Origin of the sequence: Bartonella sp. AP57NXGY, from assembly GCF_042195805.1 — a bacterium.
Classification (GTDB): Bacteria; Pseudomonadota; Alphaproteobacteria; order Rhizobiales; family Rhizobiaceae; genus Bartonella.
In genome coordinates this window covers 24,658-33,121 of record NZ_JBHIOZ010000008.1, presented here as the reverse complement: position 1 = coordinate 33,121, position 8,464 = coordinate 24,658, and the positions used below count along the sequence as shown (strand labels likewise).

Genomic DNA, 8,464 nt, shown 5'->3' with positions numbered 1-8,464 from the left:
TGGTGGAGACAAGAATGTTAAAGCCTTTTAAAAAGGGGTATATTGTTTTATTGGTGATGCTTTTTATGTTAGATATGCGTGTTGTTGTAGCAAAGGAGCCCATAGAGATTCCTGTGCATCCGATTCCTTTAGAAATACATACAAAGCAAGGTCCGGTTTTTTATAAGGTAGAGATTGCTTTTACGCCATCTCAAGCGGCAGCTGGTTTAATGTATCGAACTGATTTTCCACGCGATCGTGCAATGCTCTTTAAGCAGCTAAAAAGTTATCCATCGGGAGATGAGCAGAAAATTTTTATGTGGATGGCAAATACGCCTTTACCTTTAGATATGATTTTCTTAAACTCTGAGGGAATTATTGTATCGATTATTGAAAATACTTCTCCATTTTCAACAAATACCATTTCATCAGAAGTTCCTGCAGCTTTTGCACTTGAAATTAATGCTGGTGAAGTTTCTGAAAAACAGATACAAAAAGGACAACGTGTTATTCATCCTGTACTTTGTGGAAAGTGCAATAAAAAATGACCGCTGAAGATATTCGTTTTTTTGAATATAATGGTTTGCGATTTGCTTATCGAGAAGAAGGACAAGGCGCTCCTGTTTTGTTGATCCATGGTTTTGGATCTTCTGCACGGGTGAATTGGTATGCAACAGGTTGGTTTCGTATTCTCACGGAAGCAGGATATCGTGTTATTGCTCTTGATAATCGCGGTCACGGAGATTCAGTTAAAAGTTATGATCCTATCTTTTATACACCTCAAGCTATGGCTGGCGACGCAGTAAAGTTACTGCAGCATTTAGAGTTATCTAAAGCCCATGTTATGGGATATTCTATGGGGGCTCGTATTAGTGCTTTCATGGCTCTTTTGCATCCAACATATGTACACAGTGTTATTTTTGGTGGTTTAGGTATTGGTATGGTGACGGGAGCAGGAAATTGGGAGCCCGTTGCTGAGGCCCTTTTAGCAGAAGATATTTCCACTATTACCAATACGCGCGGTTTAATGTTCCGTAAATTTGCAGATCAAACGAAAAGCGATAGGCGTGCTCTTGCTGCTTGTATCATTACATCAAAACAGGAGTTAACGGCGTCTGAAGTTTACAAAATCAAACAACCAGCACTTGTTGCCGTTGGTTCATTAGATGAAATTGGCGGTGATGCAGAGCCATTGGCAGCCTTGTTGCCTTGTGGTGAAGCTTTATCAATTCCTGATCGAGATCATATGCTTGCTGTAGGCGATAAAGTTTATAAAAAAGGCGTTATCGATTTTCTTTCTCGTTATCCTATAAAATAAGAACTCTTCATAGCTTTTAGAATTTACAGAAATACCCAATATTTTTATTTCGTATAAATTGAAAAAAGCTTATTAAAAAATCTTTCTGTTATGACGTAAGTTTTTATAAAAAATGAAAAGAAAAATAAACTCTTATTAGCTTATTTTGTATATTTTCCAGAGAGGTAATTCTTCTAAGATTAGATAATTATACTTTAAAGGTTATTAAAAAGAATTATTTTCGAATGATGTAATAAATATTTTTTGCTAAAAAATGTAGTTTTAAATAAAAAAATATTTTTATTTGTATTTTTTATAAAATAAACAAAATTATAAATTATTGATCAATTTATTCTTACGAATATGCATTTTAAATACAGATGCTAAAATTGGAGATAAAGTAAAATTATTAAAAATATACAGTTTTTTTTTGCCATTTTTTAATCTATACGGGTATATTTAATAATGATAGACTCCTTTTGTAAACGTTCTTTATGAATGTATAAAGAACGTTGTGAATATATGTAATATTAAGTAAATATTCAGATTATGCTTTTTTACTGACTTTACAGAATCATAAGAGTGTCTTATTTGCACGACACGCAATTATTTTAATCGTTTCAAAAAAACAGGAGAGCATAGTGAATGCTGATGAAATAAAAAAACTTGATAATTATTTTAGAAATATATTCCAAAACTCAGCATTGCAAGTCAGAGCACGGCCTAAAAAGAGTGATTCTTGTGAGGTTTATATGGGAGATGAGTTTTTAGGCATTATCTATCGAGATGAAGATGAAGATGAGCTCTCCTATAATTTCTCAATGGCTATATTAGATATTGATTTAGAAAATTGATTCGTTATTCATAGTTGAATGAAGTCTTTTTTATCCCATAAGATTTATATAAGTTTTAACGCTTTAAAACTCGTATGGTTATTTCGTGCAATAATAAGATGGTCATGGATAATAATGCCTAATGCATTTGCTGCATCTTTTAATCTATATGTCATTGTTATATCTGCATTAGAGGGGGTGGAATCGCCAGAAGGGTGATTGTGGACTAAGATAAGTCCTGATGCGGATAACTCTAAAGCTCGAGAAATAACTTCACGAGGATAAACAGGGGTATGATCAATGGTTCCAGTTTGTTGCACCTCATCAGCAAGTAAGCCGTTTTTCTTATCAAGAAACAAAATACGAAACTGTTCACGTGTTTCGTGAGCCATAACAGCTTTACAATACGCTAACACTTTATCCCATGATGAAAAAATATCGCGCTTAAACAATTGCGCACGAGCAAGACGTCCAGCAACATCTGAAATAATTTTTAAATCAACTGCAGTGGCGGGACCACATCCTGGAATTTCTTGAAGTCGGTGAATATCCGCTCCCAACACATCAGCTAATGAACCAAAACGCGCTATCAAATTTTTAGCTATGGGTTTTGTGTTTGCACGGGGTATTGTGCGAAAAAGCAATAATTCAAGATATTCATAATCTTCAATTGCATTTCCTTTTGACTTTAAATAGCGCTTCCGAAGACGTTCACGATGGCCTTGATAATGTTTATGAAGCTGTGCGTTTTTCTGAGGCTCTTCACTTTTTCTTTCTGATACTGGGGTGAGTGGAGAACTCGATGTTAATGCAAAGTGATTACTTTGAGTATCTTCCTTTTGATTTAATTTTTTAGCCATAACATCTCTACATTGCGTTAGGTATGGGAATTTGGAATATAAAAAATATTTTTAGGAGATTGTGTAAATATTTCATACCCTTCATTTGTAACACCAATTGTATGTTCATATTGTGCTGTCAGAGAGCGGTCACGGGTAACAGCAGTCCAACCGTCAGATAAAATCTTAACTTGTGGTTTACCAAGGTTAATCATAGGCTCAATTGTAAACATCATACCTTGTTTTAATTCAACTCCTTCTCCAGGATTTCCATAATGGAGAATATTGGGAGCATCATGAAAAAGCTGGCCGATACCATGTCCGCAAAAATCTCTCACAATTGAACAGCGTTCAGATTCTGCATACTGTTGAATGGCTGCCCCAATATCACCTGTCGTTGCTCCAGGCTTAACGACAGCGATTCCTTGCATAAGACTTTCATAGGTTATTTTTAGCAAGCGTTCTGCGGCACGCCTAATTTTTCCAACAGGATACATTCGGCTTGAATCCCCATGCCAACCATCAAGGATAAAGGTTACATCAACATTTACAATATCACCTTCTTGCAAAGGTCTTTTATTGGGAATGCCATGGCAGACAACGTGATTGATAGATGTACAGCATGAATGGCTGTATCCATGATAATTTAGATCAGCAGGAAGTGCTCCTCGCTTAGCTCCAAAAATAAATACAAAATCATCTATTTCTTGCGTAGTAACGCCCGGCTTAATAATATCTGTAAGCGCATCAAGGCATTCTGCAGCAATACGACCAACTTCACGCATTTTAGCAAAAGCATAATCATCGAAAATGCGGATTTTTCCATTAAATTTTAAAGGGATTTTATTATATTCGATATACTCAGTCATTGTTTCTTCTATTTTCTATTTTTACTCTCTGAATCGGAAAAATGCCTTCTACACTTACATGACACTTTACAGCATAACATTCTACTCCTGATTTTAATGCTAAATCAAACTTACGTCCATAGAGTGGATCAAGATCATGACAAATTGTAAAAGCTGAGCAATCTTCTCGTTGAATAATATAAAGCATAGCAGCTCGTTTTCCTTGTTGTACAACTCCTATGAGCTCATCAAGGTGACGTGCACCACGTTTTGTTTCGCTATCAGGAAATTCTGCTAATCCTTTCTGACGAATAAAATGAACATTTTTGACTTCTAGGTAACAATCAGGAAGAATGTCATCACGTAAAAGAAAGTCAATTCGTGATTGTGTCCCATAGCGTTGTTCTTTTAAAATTGTTTTATATCCATTTAATTCTGGTAGTAATCCGTTTTGAATTGCTTCTAACGCAAGTTTATTGGGTAAAGAAGTATTAATACCAACCAAAGTATTATCGGCTTCAATAATTTCTAATTGATAGGCATATTTTCGTTTGATGTTGTTATGATAAGAAAGCCAAATATTGGTGTTGAAAGCTGTTAATCCAAGCATTGATCCTGTATTAGGTACAGACACGGTGAGGACATGCTGATCATCTTGTTGAACATCCGCAAGGAAACGTTTATAACGACGGATAAGCTTTGCAGGAAAAAGTTTGGGAATAAAGTGCATATCCCTTTTTTAGGATTTATGATTTCATAATTCAACTGAGATTATGATTTATAGGGGCTGTTCCCTATTAAAAAAGATAAAATTGATGTAAAAAACGCTACGATATCTTATATAAATTGTTATAAATTCCATCGTTCACTTTAATGGCTTTTAAAATTTATTATTAGGTTTAGAAACTATTATCTTTGAATGAAAAGATAGATTATCTATAATTTATTATTAAACAGCATTAGAGTATTGTGAAAAAGGTTTCGTAAAAATAGTGGAGAGGGAGATAGTTTAAGTGAAACTAGGTAAAATTGATGGCAGGAACGAATAGGAATCGTGAAAATTTAACAAATGGTCCCATTATTATTTTAGTTGAACCGCAGCTTCCTGAAAACATTGGTATGGTCGCAAGGGCAATGGCAAATTTTGGGCTTTCTAAGCTTCGATTAGTCAATCCTCGAGAGATGTTTCCAAATGAAAAAGCTAGAGCTGCTGCGAGTAAAGCTGATCATGTCATTAACAATGCTGTGATTTTTAACACATTGCGTGATTCAATTGCAGATTTACACTATGTTTTTGCCACAACAGCACGTGAAAGATGTGGATTTAAAACTGTAAAAAGTGCTGTCGAAGCAGCAAGCGTATTACGTCAGCGTGAAAGTATCGGACATAAGACCGGGATTGTCTTTGGAAGAGAGAGATGGGGACTAGAAAATGATGAAATCAGCCTTGTTGATGAAATTATTACTTTTCCAGTTAATCCTGCTTTTGCGTCACTTAATATTGCGCAAGCGGTTCTTTTAATGTCTTACGAATGGATGAAAGCTGGTTTAGAGAATGTCAGCGATACGGCATTTCGTGCAGCAGAGATGGAACCTGCAAATAAAACAATATTCCATGGTTTTTTATCTCAGTTAGAAGAGGCTTTGAATATCCGTGGGTATTTTAGACCACCAGAACGTAAAGAAGTAATGCTTGCAAATTTGCGCTCTGTTTTTACGCGCGCTAACTTTAGTGAACCTGAGGTTCGTTTATTGCGAGGCATTATATCTTCTTTGGATCATTTTTCGCCACAATATCCACGGGGGAGTAGAGCACCGGAAGAGCGTGATCGTAAAAAAGTTAAAAATAAGTGTGAAAACTAATGGATGAACGACCTGTTCTTTTTTTTGATAGCGGTATTGGTGGTTTAACAGTGTTCAGGGAGGCGCGTATTCTTATCCCTGACATGCAATTTATCTATGTTGCTGATGATGCAGGATTTCCTTATGGAAATTGGAAAGAAAATATTTTGAAAGAGCGTATTTTGAAGATTTTTACAAATCTTTTAACACGTTACAATCCAGCTTTATGTGTAATTGCTTGCAACACTGTTTCTACACTGATGATAGCAGATTTACGACAGAATTTTCCTCATGTCCCTTTTGTAGGAACAGTTCCTGCAATTAAATCAGCTGCTGAACAAACAAAATCTGGTTTTATTTCCGTATTAGCGACTCCTGGAACAGTTAAACGTGCTTATACAAATGAATTAATTAACTCTTTTGCTGGACAGTGTCATGTTCAGCTTGTGGGAAGTAAAAAGCTGGCTGGACTTGCTGAAGATTATTTACGGGGAAAATCTATCGATTCAGAAGAGTTAAGAAAAGAAATCTTGCCATGTTTTGTGGAAAAAAATGGACAATATACGGATGTTATTGTTTTAGCCTGCACACATTATCCTTTTTTGATTAATTTCTTTCGTGAACATGCTTTATGGTCCGTTGAGTGGATTGATCCGGCGAAAGCGATCGCCAAACATACCAGATCTTTATTACCATTGTCGGGAAAGATACACCATCAATATATAAAGAAATATCAAGATTTTGCGTTGTTGACATCAAAAAATATCACTTCTTTAACGGAGAATTTGTTTAAAGGATTTGGCTTAAAACTCATGAAAGGAGTTGACTTTGGGTTACGAGACCAATAATGATGATCTAGCTATTTTTTCAAGAAAATAGCATTAATTGACGTGTCCCGTGGATAACTTTGCATATTGATATGTTAAGGTATTCTGTCAGTCTTTAGTATTTAAAGGCAGAGGAGGGTGCGTTTCCTTGGGGTCTTAAGATCTCGTGTTTTATTTTATAAGGAAATGCGATGAGTAAACGCGAAACAACAAAGTATAAAATTGACCGTCGTATGGGAGAAAATATTTGGGGGCGTCCAAAATCTCCTGTCAATCGTCGTGATTATGGTCCAGGTCAGCATGGACAGCGTCGTAAAGGAAAACTTTCTGACTATGGGGTGCAGTTGCGCGCTAAACAGAAATTGAAAGGGTTTTATGGAGATATTTCAGAAAAACAATTTCATAAAACCTATGAAGAAGCTGCTCGTCGACGGGGAGATACTGGTGAAAATCTTATCGGTCTGTTAGAATCACGTTTGGATGCTGTTGTTTATCGTGCAAAATTCGTACCTACGATTTTTGCTTCTCGCCAATTTATCAATCACGGTCATGTTAATGTCAATGGGCGGCGCACAAACATTCAATCTTATCGTTGTAAACCCGGTGATGTTATTGAGGTTCGGGAAAAATCGAAACAACTTGTTTTAGTGTTAGAATCAGTGCAATTGGCAGAACGTGATGTCCCTGATTATATTGAAGCAGATCATAAACAGATGAAAGCAACCTTTACACGTATTCCTGCTTTTGCAGATGTTCCTTATGCTGTGCAAATGGAACCTAATCTGGTTGTTGAATTTTATTCTCGATAATTTTTCTGTAAGAGAAATTGTTTCTCTCTTCTATTATGATAACTTCAAAATATTATGTTATTCTTACAATATTTGAAGTTAATAAGTTCTTTTTGTAAATGGTTCTATATTAAGTTTATTGCTATGTTTTATAGTCATAAATTTGTATAGTTCCATTTCTTTTTTGTGTATCTAATTTATAAATTCAAAAAACATAAATGTAAGCTTGCTTTAATATTTGTTTTTATCTTTGCAAAACGAGCCGTTTATTGTGCAGGATATGGTATTATGAATGATGTTTCAGTTGAATATCAGGCAATAGAAGAAAACAAAGGGAGAGATGATCCTTTAATAAGCGAAGCAGATAATTGTCATCCAATGTTTCGTGTTGCTCCTTCAAGCGTAGAATTTAATAAATTGCGCAAACGACTTTTACGTCATATGCGACAAGCTTTGGATGATTTTTCTATGCTCTCTACAGGGAAAAAATGGCTTGTTGCTTTATCGGGTGGAAAAGACTCTTATGGTTTATTAGCGCTTCTTTTAGACTTAAAGTGGCGAGGTCTTTTATCCGTTGAAATTCTAGCCTGTAATCTTGATCAAGGGCACCCAGGATTTCCTAAGCATATTCTTCCAGACTTTTTAAGTTCTTATAAAATTCCATATCGTATTGAATATCAGGATACTTATTCCATTGTTACAGATAAATTGGCAGAGTCGCAGACATATTGTTCACTTTGTTCTCGATTACGACGTGGTAATCTCTATCGTATTGCACGTGAAGAGGGATGTTCTGCATTAGTTTTAGGTCATCATCGTGATGATGTTTTAGAAACATTTTTTATGAATTTGTTTCACGGTGGCCGATTAGCTGCCATGCCTGGAAAACTTAAAAATGATGAAGGAGATCTTTTTGTATTACGTCCTCTTGTTTATGCTGCTGAGGAAGATATGGAAAAATTTTCTCAAGAAATGCAATTTCCAATTATTCCTTGTAATCTTTGCGGTAGTCAAGATGGATTACAACGTAATGCAATGAAAGAAATGCTGAAAAATATAGAAAGACAAATGCCAGGACGTAAAGATACGATGATTCGCGCTTTAACAAATGTACGCCCAAGTCATTTGCTTGATAAGAAATTCTTTGATTTTAAAACGTGTTAATAAAAATTAGATATTTTAAAAATAAGTTTAAAGAGTTTAAGATAAGA

The 8,464-nt window shown here is 35.3% G+C and carries 9 protein-coding genes and 1 pseudogene; 7 read left to right on the top strand and 3 right to left on the bottom strand.

Going from position 1 to position 8,464, the window contains the following annotated elements; genetic code table 11:
- The first annotated feature begins 14 nt into the window (after positions 1–14).
- The 3 genes from ACFIL8_RS02425 to ACFIL8_RS02415 all read left to right on the top strand — a co-directional run bounded on the left by ACFIL8_RS02425 (position 15) and on the right by ACFIL8_RS02415 (position 2,130).
- Positions 15–527, top strand: a complete 513-nt coding sequence (locus tag ACFIL8_RS02425) for a DUF192 domain-containing protein (protein ID WP_375613417.1) — start codon at positions 15–17, stop codon at positions 525–527.
- A complete protein-coding gene (locus ACFIL8_RS02420) occupies positions 524–1,297 on the top strand; it encodes an alpha/beta fold hydrolase (protein ID WP_375613418.1) in 774 nt (257 codons plus the stop codon). Before ACFIL8_RS02425 ends, ACFIL8_RS02420 begins: the two co-directional genes overlap by 4 nt.
- Positions 1,298–1,917: 620 nt before the next feature.
- Positions 1,918–2,130 carry a DUF3126 family protein gene (locus tag ACFIL8_RS02415; protein WP_375611925.1) on the top strand — a complete coding sequence of 71 codons (213 nt, stop codon included), beginning with the start codon at positions 1,918–1,920 and terminating at the stop codon, positions 2,128–2,130.
- A 44-nt stretch (positions 2,131–2,174) separates the two neighbouring features.
- On the opposite strand, the gene radC is transcribed toward ACFIL8_RS02415, so the two are convergent.
- The 3 genes from radC to sfsA are packed head-to-tail and all read right to left on the bottom strand — an operon-like array spanning position 2,175 to position 4,526.
- On the bottom strand, positions 2,175–2,969 hold the full coding sequence (gene radC, locus ACFIL8_RS02410) for a DNA repair protein RadC (RefSeq protein WP_375613419.1): 795 nt from the start codon (positions 2,967–2,969) through the stop codon (positions 2,175–2,177).
- A gap of 17 nt (positions 2,970–2,986) precedes the next feature.
- Positions 2,987–3,817, bottom strand: a complete 831-nt coding sequence (map, locus tag ACFIL8_RS02405; RefSeq protein ID WP_375611923.1) for a type I methionyl aminopeptidase — start codon at positions 3,815–3,817, stop codon at positions 2,987–2,989.
- Positions 3,810–4,526, bottom strand: coding sequence for a DNA/RNA nuclease SfsA (sfsA, locus tag ACFIL8_RS02400; protein WP_375611922.1), 717 nt, complete (start codon positions 4,524–4,526; stop codon positions 3,810–3,812). The genes map and sfsA overlap by 8 nt, the downstream gene beginning before the upstream one ends.
- A 302-nt stretch (positions 4,527–4,828) precedes the next feature.
- Here sfsA and ACFIL8_RS02395 point away from each other — a divergent pair.
- From ACFIL8_RS02395 to ttcA, 4 genes and pseudogenes are all read left to right on the top strand, one after another.
- Positions 4,829–5,666 (top strand): annotated as a pseudogene (locus ACFIL8_RS02395) (RNA methyltransferase).
- A complete protein-coding gene (gene murI, locus ACFIL8_RS02390; protein ID WP_375628129.1) occupies positions 5,659–6,486 on the top strand; it encodes a glutamate racemase in 828 nt (275 codons plus the stop codon). The pseudogene ACFIL8_RS02395 and the gene murI overlap by 8 nt, the downstream one beginning before the upstream one ends.
- Before the next feature lie 170 nt (positions 6,487–6,656).
- Positions 6,657–7,274, top strand: coding sequence for a 30S ribosomal protein S4 (gene rpsD / locus ACFIL8_RS02385; RefSeq protein ID WP_273722651.1), 618 nt, complete (start codon positions 6,657–6,659; stop codon positions 7,272–7,274).
- A gap of 267 nt (positions 7,275–7,541) precedes the next feature.
- Complete coding sequence (gene ttcA / locus ACFIL8_RS02380; protein WP_375628128.1) at positions 7,542–8,417, top strand: tRNA 2-thiocytidine(32) synthetase TtcA; 876 nt, start codon at positions 7,542–7,544, stop codon at positions 8,415–8,417.
- Positions 8,418–8,464 lie beyond the last annotated feature (47 nt).